This window comes from Soonwooa purpurea (assembly GCF_053891095.1).
In genome coordinates this window covers 12,072-30,055 of sequence record NZ_JBSSMA010000002.1, presented here as the reverse complement: position 1 = coordinate 30,055, position 17,984 = coordinate 12,072, and the positions used below count along the sequence as shown (strand labels likewise).

Sequence of the window (17,984 nt, the reverse complement as noted above, 5' to 3'; positions counted from 1 at the left end):
GCTGATATGAATTTTAAAAATATTTACAAATTAGTTTTAATAATATTAATTACTGCAAATATTAACGCTAAAGCCGATGACAGCTATTTAAGAAACTCTGCATGGCAGGAAAACAACAACGTTTTCTCGAAAACCAATGAAGCCAAAGACAACACCAATATTTTTCAGAATGAAGCCTCTTATTCTGAAGACGACGTCATCTATGAGAAAAGTGGTCCTCCCGCGCCTCCCGATGTGCCTATTAACCAATACATCACAGGTTTGTTAATTACAACTGCAATTGTAGCATGGCGGTTTGGCAAGCGCTATCAAAATGAATCTCAATAAATTTATAAAAACCTTAAGAGCCTAAAACCAATTCAGATCTTAAGGTTTTTTCAATATTAAAACCAAGCTAAGACTGAATTCTTATCTTTGTAAAAACTAACACAAAGGATGGGAAAAACAAAAGTTCTGTTTCGGATTCGTTCACTAGAAATGGGCGGTGTCAACAAGGTATTGATTGATATTTTAAATCATATTTCCAAAGAAAAGCTTGACATTACAGTGATGGTGAACTTATACCAAGGTGAACTGCGTGCCGATATTCCCAAAGACATCCATCTTATAAAAATCGCGAGAGGTAAAGAAGATTTCTCAAAAAACAAATGGATCCACAAGTTGCAGTTAGCAGCACGACGTTTGAAGCTCACGCTACTCGACCAACTTCCTAAATTAATGCGATTTTATTACAAAAAAGATTATGATATAGAAATCGCTTTTGGAAAGTCAGAACTCAATATGGTCAAAAATTCGCCACAGAAAAAATCCAAGAAAATTGCTTGGGTGCATTGGGAATTTAGCCATGAAGCGATATTAAACAAGTCTGAGCAAAATATAAAAACCTTGCAGGATTTTGACCAAGTTATATTTTGTTCCGCCAATGTAAGAGCACAAGTAAAAACTTTATACGGCGTGACTTTTCCGAATTCTGAGATCATTCCCAACGTCGTTCATCCAGAAGAAGTTTATGAAAAAAGCTTAGAAAAGATTGATTTCGAAAAATCAGCAGATGTTGTCAGCTTTTCATCGGTAGGCAGAATAAAAAATGGAAAAGGTTATCCACTTTTATTCAGAGTTCACCAGCGATTGATGCAGGAAGGCTTGCAGCATCGCATCATCATCATCGGCAATGGCGACCGTTATAACGACTTGCGCCAAAGTACAAAACATCTAGGTTACGACAAAAGCTTCCTACTATTAGGAAACCAAAATAATCCTTTTCCTTATATAAAAAATTCGGATTGTTTTATCTTGCCCACTCAAAGCGAAGCTTATCCATTATCTGTTAAAGAAGCTTTGGTGCTGGGTATTCCTGTTTTGGCTACCGACACAGGCGGCGTTAACGAAATTGTTACCGATGGCTACGATGGCTTGCTTTTACAATATAACGAGGACACAATTTATCAAAAAATGAAAATGTTGATAACGACACCTTCTTTATTACAAACGCTGAGCAATAATGCCCAAAAAGCCAATTCGAAATTTGAGATAGACGCCGTTTATAAAAAGATTGAACACATCTTTACCAATAACAACACCAATGGATAAAAAAATTACGATAATCACCCCTTCCTACAACCGTGCCCATAGCCTTTCCCGTGTTTACGAATCTTTGAAGAAACAAAGTTTTAAAGATTTCAAATGGATTATCATGGACGATGGCTCAACAGACGACACCAAAACTTTGGTTACTGAATTTCAGAACGAAAACTGTTTCGAAATCGACTATTTTTGGAATGAGAATCAGCATAAATTCATTACTGTTTTTGAAGGTGTTAAAAAAGTGACTTCGCCTTATTTTATGATAATGGATTCGGATGACTCTTATCCAGAAGATTCGCTTAACACACTTTTTCATGAATCTGAAAACATTAAAAACCAAGATGAATACATTGGAGTAATCGGAAATTCTGTCGATGAACATGGAAAAATTGTTGGTAATATTTTCCCCGCAGAATTTGATGGTTCTATTTTCGAGATGCGGTATAAATACAAAGTAAGAGGTGATAAATTTGGAATTTTCTTTACTAAAACTTATCAAAATTTATTAAAAGGTTTTGATTATTCTATATACCAAGGCAAAGGCTATATTCCGCAGTCGGTATTTTTCAACACCTATGATGCGGCTGGTTTCAAAACGAGGTTTATTAACAAAGTTGTTCGTTGCTATCACTTGGATGAGAGCGATCAAGACTCGGTTAGCAACACCCGATGGACAGGCAAAAACACTTTTGGATTGATGGAAGGTTATCGGTCGTTCCTCAACGCTTATGGAAAACAACTTTGGCATTATCCCAAAACTTTAGTGAGAAATTTGGTGGGTTATCAAGTATATTCGATCATTAATAAGAAAAGTTTAAAAGAGATTAATCTGGGGCTTAATGACTTCAAAATACTATCGCTTGTTATGTATCCTTTCGCATTAATTTACAGAAAAACTCAATAATTAAAAAAATGCTAAAAAACCACCAAATTAATATTGATAATGTAATATTAACTATAATACTATCGCTCTTTAGTATTTTGTTCACCATGAATATTGGTTTTTTGTTGGGGAGCAGTATTAAAAATCCAGTATTATATGTATTCGCAATTTTATTAAGCATTATTATTTTAAAACTTTTTAGAATAAAACTTGTAGAAATATTTTTTTGCTTTTTATTAGCGGCTATTTCGTTAATATTTTCCTCTTTTTTCTATGACCTTTCCAATGATGGAACATGGTATCATCAAAATACAATAATTGCATTAAAAAATGGCTGGAATCCTATCTACGAAAAATACACTCTGCTGGATGCCCAATTATATGTACAACATTATGCGAAAGGACACGAAATAATCTCAGCAGCAATCTATTTTCTATCTAATAATATTGAGCTAGGCAAATCTATTAATTTGCTAATCATTTTCGCTTGTCTTCTTTTTTCTTATAGACTATTAGGCGATTACTTTCCAAAAAAGAAAGCTGCACTGTATGCTGTTTTAATTACACTCAACCCCGTAAGTATCACGCAAATATTCACCTATTATATTGACGGATTCTTCTACAACACAGTGGTTATCATTATCATTGCAACAATTTTATACATTAAATCTTTTAATCCTAAATATGCAGCGATTTTAATAATGTCATTATGCATTTTTGGCACTTTAAAATTTACGTCAATCCCTGTTATTGCAGTTCTTTTCATCGTTGTTTTAGGTTATGCTTTCATGGAAAATAAGATTAAAAACATTGTCACTTTCAAAAATTTTTCTCTCACAGTAATACCTATATTGGTACTAAGTGTACATCCTTATTTTACTAATATAAAAGATGGTAAATCTATTTTTTATCCAGCATTTGATAAAAATTCTAATGTTCTTAATGTACATTTAACGAAAAGCATACAAGAGAAAAATAGAATTACAAAACTGGGCATTTCTCTTTTTTCTAAGACTGGAATTCCAGAAAAAACCATAAAATCAGGATTAAAAATACCTTATACTTTCAACATATCAGAAGTAAAAAAACTAAGTAGCCCTACAATTGTGCTAGGTGGCTTTGGGATTTTTTTTAGTGCTATTTTTATTAATAGTATTATTATTTTAATTGCTTGTTTGTTTTTAAAGATTAAAACAAAAACTGCATCCATCATTTTACTCATTCTGGCTTCATTCGTATTTTATTCACTAATATTTCCTGAACCATGGTTAGCTCGTATTCTCCCTCAGTTTTATCTGATTCCCATTTTAATATTATTATATTATGAATCTTCTTATACGAAAATTATATGGCTATCTTATTTAAAACACATAACTTTAGTCTGTTTAGTAACAAATTTTGTTCTTTTCATTATGGTCAGTTTTTTCTTCAACACTTTATACTCTCTTAAAACTCATTTTATGATTTCAGAACTAAAGAAGCATGATGCTGTATATTGCGTTCAAGAGTTTGGATACAAAAGCAATCTTCAAAGACTCCAAGACAATAATATAAGATATAAATTATGTAATTTGGATAATGAACAAGAAAAAAACTTGATCTATTTCGAACCTAAAAACACCAAAATAAGCACCAGAGTAAAAGCAAAAATCAATTATAATAATCAGCCAAAAATATTAAACTTACTTGATCAAATTTTTATAAAAATCCAATAGAAAAACATTTAAGTTAACAGCATAAACCTGCAAAATTTTTGGTTCTGGATAAAACATCTTTTATTGAAAATTTAATTTCTAAATAATACCTAAACAACTGATGACAAAAAAGAAAATCCTTATTCGTATCGGCTCTTTACGTCATGGTGGCGCAGAAAAGGTATTAATCACTTTTCTGAAAAACCTTCCTCCCGACAAGTACGAAGTGGATCTTTTACTCAACTTATATTCTGGAAAATACATTCCCGAAATTCCCGATTGGGTCAATGTCATGTACCTCAACCGTGGCGAGATGATTACAACCAATCGCCCCAAAGACATTCCTAAAAAGGCATACAGAGTTGTTTATCAACAATTATTAAAAAAATATCCCAAAATACTTTATAAAAGAAAACTTAAAAACAAAAAATACGACATCGAGTTTGCTGCCATTCATGGTTTTATGGATGAGATACTCAACAGTCCTTTGAAGTCCTCAAAAAAATTGATGTGGATACATAACGACCTCACAAAAGTCGAAGGCTATACCACAGAAAAAATAAAGCGATTTTTCCGTTATGACAAAATCATGGTAATCTCAGAACACATTCAAAAGACCTTCGAAAAACTTGCAAACAACGAGGCGCAAAAATCTAAAATTGTTAGAATCTATAATCCTCTAGATACCGAAGAGATTTTATCAAAATCAGAAAAAGCATTAGATTCAGATTTATTTGATGATGAAATCCCGAGTTTTGTTTCCGTCGGAACAGTGTTTCCCCAAAAAGGATTCGACAGATTATTGAAAGTTCACAAACAACTTTTGGACGAAGGTTTTCTGCACAAAGTCATTATTATTGGCGATGGCTATGATTTTGAAAATATTAAAAATTTAAAATCAGAATTAAAACTTGACAAAACTGCCAGCATGATTGGTTTCACAGACAATCCTTATCCCTATTTTAAAAAAGCAGATTTTTTTGTGCTGAGCTCCCGTTACGAAGGTTTCCCAACCGTTCTTTTTGAAGCTATGACCTTAACCAAAAACATCATCGCAACAGATGTTTCTGGCGTTAAAGAAATGCTGAAAAATGGAGAACTTGGACTTATTGTCGAGAACTCCGAAAAAGGAATTTATACTGGCATGAAACAAGCCTTGACCGATGCCAAAAGCTTTGAGCTTTATCAGCAAAAACTCAACAGCTACGAAATGCCATTTAATTTAAAAAATTCGGTAAAATCTATTACCGACATCATCGATAATCTTTAACTTTGCAATATGTCTTACTCCACGATTCAAAAAGATTTTTACAGAGAAAGCGGGCAATACTTATCTCATTTTCAGATAATTAAAAAATGTTTTAGCCCAAATTTGCATTATATCTATTGGTTTCGAAATGCACAAAAACATCCAAAAAATTCTTTTGTCGGCAAGCTTTATCGTTTAATTTTAAGGCATTATCAAATTAAATACGGCTTCCAAATTTATCCAGAAACCCAGATTGGCGAAGGCCTTTATCTAGGACATTGGGGACATTTGGTAATCAACCCAAAAGTGGTGATTGGCAAAAATTGCAATATTGCACAAGGCGTTACCATTGCACAAGCCAATCGTGGAAAATATGAAGGTTACCCAAATATCGGTGACGAAGTTTGGATTGGTCCCAATGCCGTTATTGTCGGCGGAATTAAAATTGGGAAAAATGTTCTTATCGCCCCAAATGCTTATGTCAACATGGATGTTCCTGATAATGCTATTGTTATCGGCAATCCAGCACAAATTATTTTAAAAGAAAATGCCACAGAAGGCTACATTAATAATAAAGTAAAATATTAAACTTTGTTAATATTTTTCACTTTTTAATCAAAAAAAATTACTTTTGCAATGTTATTGATTCAGTCTATCGAATTTTAGCATTTAATAGTTAAAGTAATTTTAACCTTAAATATTTTTTTATTATGCAAGATTCTTACAACAAAGTTTTTGAAAACAACCGTCAATGGGTAGAAGAAATGAAAGCTACAAAAGCTGATTTTTTCAAAAACTTAGCCGAAGGTCAGAACCCAGAATTTCTATACATCGGATGTTCCGACAGTAGAGTTCCTGCAGAAGACCTTATGGGATTGAAACCTGGTGAAATTTTCGTTCACAGAAATATTGCTAACGTTGTTAACAATATCGATATGAATGCCAATTCTGTAATTGAGTATGCAGTAAGCCACCTACAAGTAAAACACATTGTTGTATGTGGACATTACGGATGCGGAGGTATTAATGCAGCGATGCAAGCTAAAGATCTTGGCCTGCTTAACCCTTGGCTGAGAAGCATTCGTGATGTATATCGCATGCACCAAGAAGAACTAGACGCTATTACAGATCAACACCAGAAGTTCGACAGATTGGTAGAGCTTAATGTACAAGAGCAATGCATCAATGTTGTAAAAGCTGCAGCCGTACAAAAAGGATTTGTCCAAAATGGTTACCCCGTTGTACATGGATGGGTTTTCGACTTGAAAACCGGCACACTAAAGGATTTGAATATTGACTTTGAAGGTATCCTTCACAATATTCAGAAAATTTATGATTTGACAGAATCTACTTGGTCTGTTCCTAAAATGGAAAAATAACCATTGTAGAAACTGGATTTAAAGCAATCTTATGAAGTATTTGAGCATTTTAGTATTAGCCATCTTTATGAATTTCACAGCCTTACCGAGTATGGCTGCGATCTTCGGTTGGGATTTGCCTACTACTAATGTCTCAATTGCTGAGGAAGAAGTAAAAACAGGCTCGTCATCTTTCAACGAGAAAGTCACTTCGAATCCACTTTCGATTCATGACTTTGTTAAGTTTTTCGAATCCGATTTGCAAAACAAATCTTTCGACCTTATCAATGATGGCGCAAGCATTTCTCCGTATATTCCTATATTTTCGCCACCTCCGAATCGTATTTAATTTTAATCATTGTTTCTTCTTAAAATATTAAGAGGCGCATTCTTTATAGCTATTAAAATTAAATATTTCAACGATTAAGTCTCATCAATCATGCTATGGGACTATATAATTATACTTTTTCGGACGATGAAAAAAGCAAAAAATTTCATGGGCATATTCAAGGAGAATTTCCCATCAGGACTGGTCGTATTCTTAGTTGCGCTGCCCTTATGTCTTGGTATCGCGCTAGCATCTGGCGCACCACCATTAGCTGGAATTATTTCAGGAATTATTGGTGGATTGGTTGTTGGCTACCTTAGCAATTCACACATTTCAGTATCTGGTCCCGCCGCAGGACTTACAGCTATCATCTTAGCAGCTATTGCGGATCTTGGCTCTTTTGAACTCTTTCTAACCGCTGGAATTATCGCTGGAATCCTGCAGCTGGCATTAGGATTTTTACGTGCAGGCAGTATCTCCAACTATTTCCCGAACAACGTGATTGAAGGCATGTTGGCTGGTATCGGCGTAATTATTATCATGAAGCAAATTCCGTTGGCGTTAGGCTACAATTCTAATATTGCAAGCGAATCATTATTTGAAAACGGATTTAATCTCAACTTTTTCAGTAGTTTATCATCGGCTATCCATCCAGGCGCAGTCGTTATAACTTTGGCATCAATAGCAATTCTTTTAATGTGGGACAAAGTAAAAGTTTTAAAGAAACTAAAACTTCTTCCAGGAGCATTGGTAGCTGTTATTGCGGGTATTATTTTAAATCAAATTTTCTTGGCAAGCGGAAGTTCTTTAGCCATTTCAAAAGAGAATTTGGTGAGTTTACCAGTTCCCAAAAGCGCAGACGATTTCAAAGCGATGATTACCTTCCCAGCTTTTGAAGGATTTCTTAATTACAAAGTTTGGATTGTTGGCGCAACGATTGCCATAGTGGCTTCTATAGAAACTCTTTTGTGTATTGAAGCTTCAGATAGACTTGATTCTAAAAGAAGAATCACTGATACCAATCTAGAACTACGGGCGCAAGGTATTGGTAATATTCTCAGTTCTATTATTGGAGGACTTCCGATGACATCTGTAGTTGTAAGAAGTTCTGCCAATGCTAATGCTGGCGCAACCAACAAAATATCGAGCATGATCCATGGTGCGATGTTATTAATTTGTGTGTTGAGCATTCCGTTTTTATTAAATATGATTCCGTTGGCAACTTTGGCAGCAGTACTCATTTTAATTGGATTCAAATTAGCAAGTCCGAAAAACATCATGCATTTTTGGCATAAAGGAAGATATCAGTTTATTCCTTTTATTGCGACCATTATCGCCATTGTATCAACAGACTTGTTAAAAGGTGTTGGTATTGGCTTGGCAATTTCTATTATTTATGTTTTGCAAGGAAATATGAAACGTGCGTATTACCTAAGTCGTGAAAACTTAAATGATGCTGACGAAATTAACATTAAACTGGCCGAAGAAGTTTCATTTCTAAACAAAGCGGCGATAAAGAAAACTTTGAAAAATGTAAAACCTAAATCAAAAGTAGTTATTGATGCCCGAAGTACGTCTTATATAACTACCGATGTTTTAGAAATGATACAAGATTTCGCCAATGTGAGAGCTGATGAGGAAGATATCGAAGTTCAACTTATTGGCTTCAAAACCTCTTATCGCGATTACGAAAACGATGAAGACTCGCATGTCATCATTGAGCACAGACGTGCAATATAAAAGCTGAACCTTTTTTCCACTTATATTTTCAAGACAAAGGCTATCTCTATTGGATAGCCTTTGTTATTTTAATATTTAATTCATGGAAAAAATCTCCGCTGGCGACGTTTCGGAATTCTTTAGCCATTGCGAACTGCTAAGATAATTCTGATCCGGATAATAAATGAACAAACAGGTTTTATCTTTAATCTTATCGATAATCGGCGCTGCCAAATTTCTGGAAACCGCGGGACAACCCCAACTTCTTCCTAATCTTTTTTGGTTTTTAATAAAATCCTCACTTACATAATCTGCACCATGCATCACGATTGCACGCTTCATCGCGGCATCATTATAACCTTTGTCCATCCCGATTAATCTTAAAGAATAACCGTTTCCTCCATTATAAGTTGATTCGGTAATATAAAATCCCAAACTCGATTGGTGCGAACTTTCGGTATTAGAAAAACGTGTTGCAAACTCTTCACCCGTAGCTTTGCCGTGCGCCACCAAGGTATTAAACACCACAGTTTTGGAGTCCATATCAATCACCCAAAGTCTTTTCTTGGTAGATGACAAACTGAAATCACAAACACTCAAAAGTTTGGCATCGTCATCTAGGGCACCGGATTTTTTTAAATTTTGAAAACCTGTGAAAGCTTTGTCAAAAACATCAAAATCCAAAACATCATTACCTTCAAACGAAATCGAATTATAAATCGATTCTGCTGTCATGCTTTTGGATTCTGCCCGATCTAGCTTGATCATTTTGCTTGTTTCTGGACTTGTTTCTTTTTTAATATTAATAATTTTGTTGGAATAAAACGATGTTCCTAGTAAGAACACCGAACAAAGAAAAATTGGAAGTTTCTTCATAAATACATCTTTACATTTGCGGTGCAAAATTACAACTAAAAGATAATCAACGAATTAAAAGTTTTAGAGTTTAACTAAACTTTAATAATCTTTAACTAAAACGAATTTTATAAATAAATATTTTTACTAAATTTGTATGCGCAATAATCAAAACTAAATGTTTAGAAAGTTTTTATTTATCACAAGTCTGTTTTGTTTGGGGAGCATGGTTTTCCCAATGCAGGTTATAGAGCTTTCTATTTTCCAGGACGCTTGTTGCGAGATGACAACCACCAATGCTGACTGTTGCGAAAAAACAGATTCTACATCTTGCCACAATTCTGAACAAAATTCTAAAAATTCTAAAGACGACTGTCAAGATCATTGCCAACAATGCCATACATGCCATGGTTGCTTTATGCCCATCTTTTATGCCCCTGAATCTAACAAAAATTCTTTAACTAATTTCAACACAAATCAGAAAGCATTTGCACATTCTGACCACTTTTTCAATAATAGCTTTTTCAACATCTGGCAACCGCCTAAAATCTCTTAATTATTTTAACATTTACCAGAGAAATACTTCTCAAAATCAATGAATTATAATTAAGAATCAATTATTATGAAATCTATTTTAAAGAGTGGACTACTCTTTTTAGCTGTATTTTTATTTTCAAACTTCTCAGCACAATCCAAAACAGAAAATCTTCGTGTAGAAGGTAACTGCGGTATGTGTAAAGAAAACATCGAAACCGCTGCAAAAGCTGATAAACATGTTGAATCTGCAACATGGGACAAAAAAACAAAAATGTTGACAGTAACTTATGATGCAGGATTAACCTCTACGAAAAACATTTTGCAACACATTGCTAAAGTTGGTTACGACAATCTGGCCTTTCGTGCTTCGGACAAATCTTATAGAAATTTGGAAACTTGTTGCCAATACAAGCGTCCAGACAATTCGTCCAAAATGCGCGCTAACTGCGATCCTAATCAAGTTTGTGAATTAAAATAATCCGATAACTACTTCAACATGAATTTTTTAAATAAAAGTCTTCTCACTTTTGTTATGCTTTTTATTTCCATAACAATTTGGGCACAAGACACACTGAAAACCGAATCTTTCTACGTTAGAGGGAATTGTATGTCCTGTAAAATCCGTATCGAAAAAGCGGCAAACGACATGGGAACCAACCACGCAGATTGGAAAGCCGAGGAACAAAAAATCTATATTACTTATGACTCCGCCAAAACAACAGCGGATAAAATTTTAAAACATATTGCGAATGTCGGTCATGACAACGAAAAATACACAACAGAAAACAAAGTCTATGACAAACTTCCCAAATGTTGTCTATACGACCGTAATTTTAAATGGGGCGAAAAAAATCCTTTAGTTCACATGGACGAAGAAGAAGAACAAACGCCTAAGACCAATACAAAAGATGAACACGCTGGGCATAATCACACAAAAGACCCAAATCAGATAGAAGGTGTTACGGTGACAAAAACAAAGGAAGCAACAGCACTTAGCAAAAAGGAAGTTGGACTTACCTTCAACATTGATTCTAAAGAGTTACTAAAAGCAGCTTGTTGTAATCTATCCGAAAGTTTTGAAACCAATGCGACTGTGGACGTTTCGTTCAGCAATGCCGTTACAGGAACCAAACAGCTTAAAATGTTAGGTCTCGACCAAAAATACACGAGCCTTACCAAGGAACTCCTTCCCGAAATTCGTGGACTGGCATCTGCTTATGGTCTTAATTTTATTCCAGGAAAATGGATTGGCGGTATCCAATTGACAAAAGGAGGAAGCACCGTCGTGAATGGCTACGAAAGTATTACGGGACAAATTAACACCGAGTTACTAAAATCCCACGATGAAAAAAGCGAAACAGAAATTAATCTTTTCGCGGATTTTGAAGGCCGAACAGAAGCCAATATCACGCACGCATCGGCATTATCTGACCATTGGACACAAAGTATTTTGCTACATGGCAACGCCACTTTGGGAAATACAGACATGAACAAAGACGGCTTTCTGGATCGCCCAAAAGGCACCCAGCTTAATACGACATACCTTTTGAATTACAACGATCTCGACCATTCTGGAATTGCTTCTCATTTTGGGCTTAATTTTTTACAAGATTCCAGAACGGGAGGACAGGTCGGCTACAACAAACGTCTTTCTCAAAAAGAACAAGATCTTTATGGTGTTGGGATTGATATTTCCAGATTTCAAGTTTGGAACAAAACAGGTTATGTTTTTAAAGGAAAACCTTACCAAAGTTTGGGTTGGATGAATCAGTTTACCTACCATCAACAAGACAGCTTCTTTGGGTTTAGAAACTATTTCGGAAAGCAATCGACGTTTTATTCCAACTTAATTTTTGAAAGTATTCTTGGAAATACCAACCATAAATACAAAGTGGGCGCAAGCTTCTTACTCGATAATTACAACGAAGATTATTTAAACCAAAATATAGAGCGTCAAGAGTCTGTACCAGGACTTTTTGCAGAATACACTTTGACTGGTGCTAAATATACTTTGGTTGCTGGTGCCCGCGTGGATTTTCATAATTTGGTTGGAACACAATTTACACCAAGACTTAATTTTAAATACGATATCGCACCAAAAACTATTTTGAGATTATCGGCAGGAAGAGGTTTTCGCACAGCGAATGTCTTTGCAGAAAACCAACAATATTTTGCATCAAACCGTCAAATCGAAATTCTTGACAACGGCGGAAAAATTTATGGTCTAAAACCTGAGATCGCTTGGAATTATGGCGTAAGCTTACAACAAGAGTTCCGTTTGTTTAACAGAAAATCTACCATCATCGCAGATTTCTTCAAAACCGATTTTCAAGACCAAGTTGTCGTCGACCTTGACCAATCCAGCAACAAAATTTTGTTTTATAATCTCGACGGGAAATCGTTTGCCAACAGCTTCCAAACGCAATGGGATTTTAGCCCAGCCAAAAATCTCGATTTTCGTCTAGCATACAAATATTATGATGTGGCGACAGATTATCTCAGTGGTTTGAAAAAAGTGCCTTTCATGGCCAAACATAGAGGATTTTTCAATGCGGGCTATTCTACCAACAAAACCGACAAAGGTGACTTTTGGAATTTTGATGCGACATTTAATTATGTAGGAAAACAAAGACTTCCAAATATGAGAACGAATCATGCAGCACATCATTTGGGTGATTATTCTGATTCTTACTCTACGCTAAATGCGCAGATTTCTAAGAATTTCACGGACAAAATTAGACTGTATGTAGGTGGCGAAAACTTAACCAACTACAAACAACACAATGCTATTCTTGATGCTCAAAATCCTTTTGGAAATAATTTTGACGGCGGAATGGTATATGCACCAATCATGGGAATCAACATGTATGTCGGCGTTGATTTTAAATTTTAATTTCATTAAAACCTAATAAAAAAGCTGCTTCTTTTCGGAGCAGCTTTTATTTTTTAACTTTAATCTTTTTCAAAATCCAAACTTATAGAATTCATGCAATAACGCATTCCCGTGGGTTCTGGACCATCGTTAAAAACATGACCAAGATGTGAGTCGCAACGCTTGCACAAAACCTCGATTCTCTCCATACCATGAGAAGAGTCGCGTTTGTACACAACACCTTCTTTATCGGCTTCAAAAAAACTTGGCCATCCACAAGAACTTGCAAATTTGGAAGTCGAACGAAACAGATGATTACCACAAACGGCGCAGTAATAGTCGCCCATCGTGTCAAAATCGTTATACTTCCCAGTGAAAGGACGTTCGGTTGCTGCTTCTCTTGCTACAGCATACAAATCTGAAGGAAGTATGTTTTTCCATTCTTCATTAGAAACATTAAGTTTTGCACGATCGGTTCGAGAAAAGTAAGGATTATGTTGTTCCATTTTAGTTGTTTTTATAGGTTGTTGCGTTTGAGAACAATTTCCCAAAGTCATCATTATCAAAAGTACGAATAGACTTTTCATAATACAAATTTACACAAAAGCGCTAAAGCCTGTAATAGCGCGTCCAACAATTAACGAATTAATCTCTTTTGTTCCTTCATAAGAATAGATCGCTTCGGCATCCGCTACAAAACGGGCGACATTATGTTCGAGAAGTATACCGTTGCCACCCATCACTTCACGAGCGCGACTTACAATATCGCGCATCCTCATCGTACAAAAAACTTTTGCCAAGGATGCGTGTTCGTCTTTTAAAATTCCTTCATCTTGCATTTCGGAAAGTCTAAAAACCATCGTTTGCATTGCGGTCAAATTCGATAACATTTCAACAAGATGCCCTTGTATCATTTGAAAACTTGCAATGGGTTTACCAAATTGTTTTCGTTCTCGCGTATATTGGAGTGCGTTTTCGTAAGCGCCACGTGACAAGCCTACAGCCATCCAGGCAACGCCCGCTCTTGTCATTTGCAAAACCTTTGCCGTGTCTTTGAAAGAATTGGCATGTTCTAATTTATTATCATCTGTAACAAAACAATCTTTCATCGTGATTAATCCATTCTGAACGATGCGTAGTGCCATTTTTCCTTTAATTTTTTCAACAGAAAATCCAGGATTATCTTTTTCAACGATAAAACCTTTGACCTCATCATCATCAAGATCGCGTGCCCAAATGATGATAACATCCGCAAAAGTGGCATTGCCAATCCATTTTTTTTGTCCATTAAGAATCCAGCCGCCTTCTACTTTTTTACAAGTCGTCGTCAAACCGCCCGCAGCACCAGAGCCAACCTCTGGTTCGGTCAATCCAAAAGCTCCAATTTTATCAAAATTCTGCATGGCAGGAAGCCATTTTTCTTTTTGAGCTTCGGATCCACACATATAGATCGACCCCATTGACAAACCCGACTGCACGCCAAAAAATGTAGCAATAGAAGCATCTACTCTCGCCATTTCCATAGCCAAAACGCCTTCCATCACAAACGGCAAATTGGGGCAACCATAAGCATCATAAGTTACGCCACAAATATTAAGTTGTCGAAATTTCTCTATCAACTGAAACGGAAATTCGTCATGCAGCCAATAATCATTAACAATGGGTTTCACCTCTTCGTTCATAAAAGCTCGAACTTTCAATTGAATCGCACGATGCTCTGGACTCAAAGTATGATTGACGTCATAAAAATCACCATCTATTTCGGGAAGTTGACGTTCTTTTCTATTAGAATCCATCATTTTCATCATAGACTGAAGTTGTTTTTCATTAAGCTGAGAAACATCAGCAACCAATTTTGGAAGATCTACTTTGGAAGAAATCGCTGCAATCTTATCAAAATCCAAATGACTAAAAAGTTGGATGATATTTTTGATTTTTGAAAAACTAAAAGACATAAGTATGATTTTGCTAAAATTGGAACAAATTTTATTCCTAAAACACAATCTAATTAGATTTCTATTGTTAAATTACAAAAATAAATATCGCAAACTAACTTAAATATAGCAGCCTTAACATTTATCTTAAATAGCCTAATGTTAGCATTGCCCAAATCCCAATTTCTAATGCCAAAAACACTGACAATCAATACAAAAACAATTTTGGATTCGAACTAAAAAACGCTCTTGTAGAGGGTTTTTATAGGATACAAAAGATCATTGTATTCTTAGTTTCTATTTGGTCATTTTTATCAATTATTGCCGCAATATTTTATTTAAATAAAAGAAAAAATTGGTTTACAAAGCTTTCTAAAACTGAAAAATATTAAAAAATATCCGCCTATTATGATGGATACTTTAATTAAAATAAACATGAAAAACCAAGACCTCCATCCCACGAATTTTCAGTAAATTTGCAGATTAAACATTGGTGAATTATGCTTCCAAAAATTAATCCGTCACAAACATTGGCTTGGAAAGCTCTAGATGAGCATTTTGCAAATAATGATTTCGACCTGAGAACATTGTTTCGGTACAATCCCAATCGTTTCAAGGATTTTTCTATTGAAACTGACGATTTACTTTTCGATTTTTCCAAAAACTTGATTGATTCTAAAACTTTAGAATTGTTATTAAATCTTGCTGAAGAAACGAAATTAAAAGAAGCTATTCATCAAATGTTTTCTGGTCAAAAAATTAATGAAACCGAAAACAGAGCCGTTCTCCATACCGCGTTACGCGACTTTTCCGAAACGCCAATTTGGCTAGATGGCAAGAATATCAAACCTGATATCCAAGAGTCTTTAAAACAAATGAAAGTTTTTTCAGAATCGGTTATTTCTGGTGAGCACAAAGGTTTTACAGGTCAAGAAATTACAGATATTGTTAACATTGGCATTGGCGGGTCAGACCTTGGACCGGTTATGGTTTGCTCAGCTTTAAAACATTACAAAACACGTCTGGATGTTCATTTTGTATCGAATGTCGATGGCAATCATTTAACGGAAGTTGTTAAAAATCTTAATCCTGAAACAACGCTTTTTATCATTGCTTCCAAAACCTTTACAACTCAGGAAACGATGACCAATGCGGAATCTGCAAAGGATTGGTTTTTGAAATCTGGCGCCAATCAAAACGACGTTGCAAAACATTTTGTCGCGCTGTCCACAAATGCTGAAAAAGTTAGAGATTTCGGAATTTTAGAAGAAAATACTTTTGAATTTTGGGATTGGGTTGGTGGCCGTTATTCTTTATGGAGCGCTATTGGACTTAGCATTGTTTTAGCAGTTGGTTATGACAATTTTGAAGAATTATTGAAAGGTGCGGAAGCGACAGACATCCATTTCAAAACTAAAAACTTTAACGAAAACATCCCTGTTTTGATGGGACTTTTAGGGATTTGGTATCGCAATTTTTTTGCCGCTAGCACTTATGCCATTTTGCCTTACTCTCAATATTTAGATCGTTTTCCTGCTTATTTGCAACAAGGCGACATGGAAAGCAACGGAAAATCTGTTGACCGAAACGGCAATTTTGTGGAATATGAAACTGGCCCGATTATTTGGGGAGAACCAGGTACCAATGGGCAACACGCCTTTTATCAACTTATTCACCAAGGTACAGAATTAGTCCCTTCGGATTTTATTGCATTCGCAAAATCTTGTAATCCAATGTCAGACCATCAAGATAAACTATTGGCGAATTTTTTTGCACAAACAGAAGCTTTAGCTTTTGGGAAAACAGAGGAAGAAGTTTTAGCAGAATTAGAACAAGAAGGCAAATCGGAAGAAGAAATAGATTTGTTATTAAATTATAAAATATTCGTTGGAAATACACCAACTAATTCTATACTCATCAAAGAGTTAAACCCAAGAACTCTTGGCCAGCTTATCGCGCTTTATGAACACAAAATTTTTGTGCAAGGTATTATTTGGAACATTTTCAGTTTTGACCAGTTTGGGGTAGAATTAGGAAAAGTTTTAGCTAATAAAATTTTACCAAAACTTAAAGACAACAAGCTCATCACAAGCCACGATTCGTCAACGAATGCTTTGATTAATTACTATAAAACTAATAAATGATTAAACGAAATCTTTTTTACAAACTTTCGCCACGATATAGATTTATCGCATGGAAGCTTTATTATGCTCCTATAGACTTCTTGGAAGGTATTTCTGGTAAACGTGAAAAATACATCCCTAAAAAAGGCGATATCTATACCGGACCCGGCGATTTTAAAAAAATAGGCGAACAACATTTATATTTATTGCAAAAATATGCACAGTTGCAACCTACGGACAGAATTTTGGACATTGGCAGTGGTATGGGACGAACGGCTGTTCCTTTAACAAAATTTCTTGCAAAGGGTGCAAAATACGAGGGTTTTGATGTGGTCGAAAAAGATGTGAATTGGTGTAATAAAACAATAAAATCGGATTTCCCGAATTTTAATTTTAAATTCATCCCATTAAACAATGATTTGTACAACGAGCACAAAGACACTGCAGACAAATTTGTTTTCCCTTATGATAATAACTCATTTGAAAAAGCATTTTTATTCTCAGTTTTCACCCACATGCGTGTTGAAGAAATTAAAAACTACATCTTCGAAATTGAGCGTGTCTTGACTTCTGGCGGTAGATGTTTAGCAACATTTTTCATTTATGATAAAAAAGATGATTTAAGGAATTTTCCTGGCTTCAAATTCCCATATGAAAAAGACGGATATAGACTTTTAGATGAAAAAGTACAAGGGGCGAATATTGCATTAGAATACTCTTTTTTAGAAAAAATAATTACAGATGCCGGTTTAGAATTAGAACATTATATTATGGGCTTCTGGAGAGATTTTAACCTAGATAGAAAAGAAAGAGACTTCCAAGATGTGATTGTCTTAAGAAAGAAATAA

General features: G+C 35.0%; 17 protein-coding genes. 14 read left to right on the top strand and 3 right to left on the bottom strand.

What is annotated here, in order from left to right; genetic code table 11:
* Positions 1-6: 6 nt before the first annotated feature.
* From ACVFVN_RS02005 to ACVFVN_RS01965, 9 genes are all read left to right on the top strand, one after another.
* Positions 7-327 carry a hypothetical protein gene (locus ACVFVN_RS02005; RefSeq protein ID WP_456233960.1) on the top strand — a complete coding sequence of 107 codons (321 nt, stop codon included), beginning with the start codon at positions 7-9 and terminating at the stop codon, positions 325-327.
* 108 nt (positions 328-435) lie between these two features.
* Positions 436-1,590 (top strand): glycosyltransferase, encoded by a 1,155-nt coding sequence (locus ACVFVN_RS02000; protein WP_456233959.1) that lies wholly within the window; start codon positions 436-438, stop codon positions 1,588-1,590.
* On the top strand, positions 1,583-2,488 hold the full coding sequence (locus ACVFVN_RS01995; protein WP_456233958.1) for a glycosyltransferase family A protein: 906 nt from the start codon (positions 1,583-1,585) through the stop codon (positions 2,486-2,488). Before ACVFVN_RS02000 ends, ACVFVN_RS01995 begins: the two co-directional genes overlap by 8 nt.
* A gap of 8 nt (positions 2,489-2,496) precedes the next feature.
* Positions 2,497-4,182: a hypothetical protein gene (locus ACVFVN_RS01990; protein ID WP_456233957.1), complete on the top strand. Its 1,686-nt coding sequence runs from the start codon at positions 2,497-2,499 to the stop codon at positions 4,180-4,182.
* Between the two features lie 100 nt (positions 4,183-4,282).
* Positions 4,283-5,431, top strand: coding sequence for a glycosyltransferase (locus tag ACVFVN_RS01985; protein WP_456233956.1), 1,149 nt, complete (start codon positions 4,283-4,285; stop codon positions 5,429-5,431).
* Between the two features lie 9 nt (positions 5,432-5,440).
* On the top strand, positions 5,441-5,998 hold the full coding sequence (locus ACVFVN_RS01980; RefSeq protein WP_165135309.1) for a serine O-acetyltransferase: 558 nt from the start codon (positions 5,441-5,443) through the stop codon (positions 5,996-5,998).
* A 122-nt stretch (positions 5,999-6,120) separates the two neighbouring features.
* Positions 6,121-6,789: a carbonic anhydrase gene (locus tag ACVFVN_RS01975; RefSeq protein ID WP_456233955.1), complete on the top strand. Its 669-nt coding sequence runs from the start codon at positions 6,121-6,123 to the stop codon at positions 6,787-6,789.
* A 31-nt stretch (positions 6,790-6,820) separates the two neighbouring features.
* Positions 6,821-7,117, top strand: a complete 297-nt coding sequence (locus tag ACVFVN_RS01970) for a hypothetical protein (protein WP_165135304.1) — start codon at positions 6,821-6,823, stop codon at positions 7,115-7,117.
* Positions 7,118-7,243: 126 nt separating this feature from the next.
* Positions 7,244-8,836, top strand: coding sequence for a SulP family inorganic anion transporter (locus tag ACVFVN_RS01965; protein ID WP_456233954.1), 1,593 nt, complete (start codon positions 7,244-7,246; stop codon positions 8,834-8,836).
* A 75-nt stretch (positions 8,837-8,911) separates the two neighbouring features.
* On the opposite strand, the gene ACVFVN_RS01960 is transcribed toward ACVFVN_RS01965, so the two are convergent.
* Complete coding sequence (locus ACVFVN_RS01960; protein ID WP_456233953.1) at positions 8,912-9,691, bottom strand: murein L,D-transpeptidase catalytic domain family protein; 780 nt, start codon at positions 9,689-9,691, stop codon at positions 8,912-8,914.
* Positions 9,692-9,848: 157 nt separating this feature from the next.
* Between ACVFVN_RS01960 and ACVFVN_RS01955 the strand changes: the two genes are divergently transcribed.
* The 3 genes from ACVFVN_RS01955 to ACVFVN_RS01945 all read left to right on the top strand — a co-directional run bounded on the left by ACVFVN_RS01955 (position 9,849) and on the right by ACVFVN_RS01945 (position 13,100).
* Positions 9,849-10,226, top strand: a complete 378-nt coding sequence (locus ACVFVN_RS01955) for a hypothetical protein (RefSeq protein ID WP_165135295.1) — start codon at positions 9,849-9,851, stop codon at positions 10,224-10,226.
* 66 nt (positions 10,227-10,292) lie between these two features.
* Positions 10,293-10,685 carry a heavy-metal-associated domain-containing protein gene (locus ACVFVN_RS01950; RefSeq protein WP_456233952.1) on the top strand — a complete coding sequence of 131 codons (393 nt, stop codon included), beginning with the start codon at positions 10,293-10,295 and terminating at the stop codon, positions 10,683-10,685.
* A gap of 18 nt (positions 10,686-10,703) precedes the next feature.
* Positions 10,704-13,100 carry a TonB-dependent receptor domain-containing protein gene (locus ACVFVN_RS01945; protein WP_456233951.1) on the top strand — a complete coding sequence of 799 codons (2,397 nt, stop codon included), beginning with the start codon at positions 10,704-10,706 and terminating at the stop codon, positions 13,098-13,100.
* A gap of 59 nt (positions 13,101-13,159) precedes the next feature.
* Here the strand turns inward: ACVFVN_RS01945 and msrB are convergent, their stop codons facing one another.
* The gene (msrB, locus tag ACVFVN_RS01940; protein WP_456234185.1) at positions 13,160-13,636 is read right to left on the bottom strand and encodes a peptide-methionine (R)-S-oxide reductase MsrB; all 477 of its coding nucleotides are present in this window, start codon (positions 13,634-13,636) and stop codon (positions 13,160-13,162) included.
* Positions 13,637-13,675: 39 nt separating this feature from the next.
* On the bottom strand, positions 13,676-15,034 hold the full coding sequence (locus tag ACVFVN_RS01935) for an acyl-CoA dehydrogenase family protein (RefSeq protein WP_456233950.1): 1,359 nt from the start codon (positions 15,032-15,034) through the stop codon (positions 13,676-13,678).
* Positions 15,035-15,513: 479 nt separating this feature from the next.
* On the opposite strand from ACVFVN_RS01935, the gene pgi reads away from it, so the two are divergent.
* Both pgi and ACVFVN_RS01925 read left to right on the top strand, forming a co-directional pair.
* Positions 15,514-17,157: a glucose-6-phosphate isomerase gene (gene pgi, locus ACVFVN_RS01930; protein ID WP_456233949.1), complete on the top strand. Its 1,644-nt coding sequence runs from the start codon at positions 15,514-15,516 to the stop codon at positions 17,155-17,157.
* Complete coding sequence (locus ACVFVN_RS01925) at positions 17,154-17,984, top strand: class I SAM-dependent methyltransferase (RefSeq protein WP_456233948.1); 831 nt, start codon at positions 17,154-17,156, stop codon at positions 17,982-17,984. The genes pgi and ACVFVN_RS01925 overlap by 4 nt, the downstream gene beginning before the upstream one ends.